The organism is Nocardiopsis halotolerans DSM 44410, assembly GCF_000341065.1.
GTDB lineage: Bacteria > Actinomycetota > Actinomycetes > Streptosporangiales > Streptosporangiaceae > Nocardiopsis > Nocardiopsis halotolerans.
Genome location: NZ_ANAX01000210.1, coordinates 1 through 1011 on the forward strand (window position 1 = coordinate 1; position 1011 = coordinate 1011).

The 1011-nt window shown below is 72.9% G+C and carries 1 pseudogene (only partly in view); it reads right to left on the bottom strand.

Annotated elements, in window-relative coordinates:
- Positions 1 to 56: 56 nt before the first annotated feature.
- Positions 57 to 1011 (bottom strand): annotated as a pseudogene (gene gatA, locus D455_RS30690) (Asp-tRNA(Asn)/Glu-tRNA(Gln) amidotransferase subunit GatA) (it continues 513 nt past the right edge of the window).

The window sequence follows — 1011 nt, forward strand, 5'->3', positions numbered from 1 at the left end:
TCCACGGCCGCTTTCCGGGCCGGGGCGGCGGGCCCTCGCTCACACCGGACCCGCTCCTAGCGGGTGACCGCGTACGGGCTGCTGGCCAGCAGGGCGCCGTCGCGCTCGGTCAGTGCGCGCTCGACCGCCGCCGCGACCCGGTAGGTGCGGTCGTCGGCCAGGGGCGGGGCCATGACCTGGAAGCCGACGGGCAGGCCGTCCTCCGGGGCCAGGCCGCACGGCACCGACAGCGAGGCGTTCCCGGCCAGGTTGGACGGGATCGTGCACAGGTCGGCCAGGTACATCGCCATCGGGTCCTCGGCGCGCTCGCCGATGGGGAACGCCGTGGTCGGCGTCGTCGGTGAGACCAGCACGTCCACGTTCTCGAACGCGGCGTCGAAGTCGCGCTTGATCAGCGTGCGCACCTGCTGGGCGCTGCCGTAGTAGGCGTCGTAGTAGCCGCTCGACAGGGCGTAGGTGCCCAGCATGATGCGGCGCTTGACCTCGGGGCCGAAGCCCTGGGCGCGGGTCAGCGACATGACCTCCTCGGCGCTGCGCGTGCCGTCGTCGCCCACCCGCAGGCCGTAACGCATGGCGTCGAAGCGGGCGAGGTTGGACGAGCACTCGCTGGGCGCGATGAGGTAGTACGCCGACAGGGCGGCGTCGAAGCTCGGGCAGGACAGCTCCACGACCTTCGCGCCGAGGGACTCCAGCAGCTCCAGGGTCTCGTGGAAGCGCTGGCGTACGCCCGACTGGAAACCGTCGCTGTCCAGCTCCTTGACCACGCCCACGCGCAGGCCGTCGACGTCGCCCAGGCGGGCGGCGTCCACGACCGGCGGGACCGGGGCGTCGATGGAGGTGGAGTCGTGCGTGTCGTGCCCGGAGAAGGACTCGTGGAGCAGGGCGGCGTCGAGCACGTTGCGCGCGAACGGGCCCGGGGTGTCCAGGGAGGAGGCGAAGGCGATCATCCCGTAGCGGGAGGAGCCGCCGTAGGTGGGCTTGCCGCCGACCAGGCCGCACACGGCGGCGGGC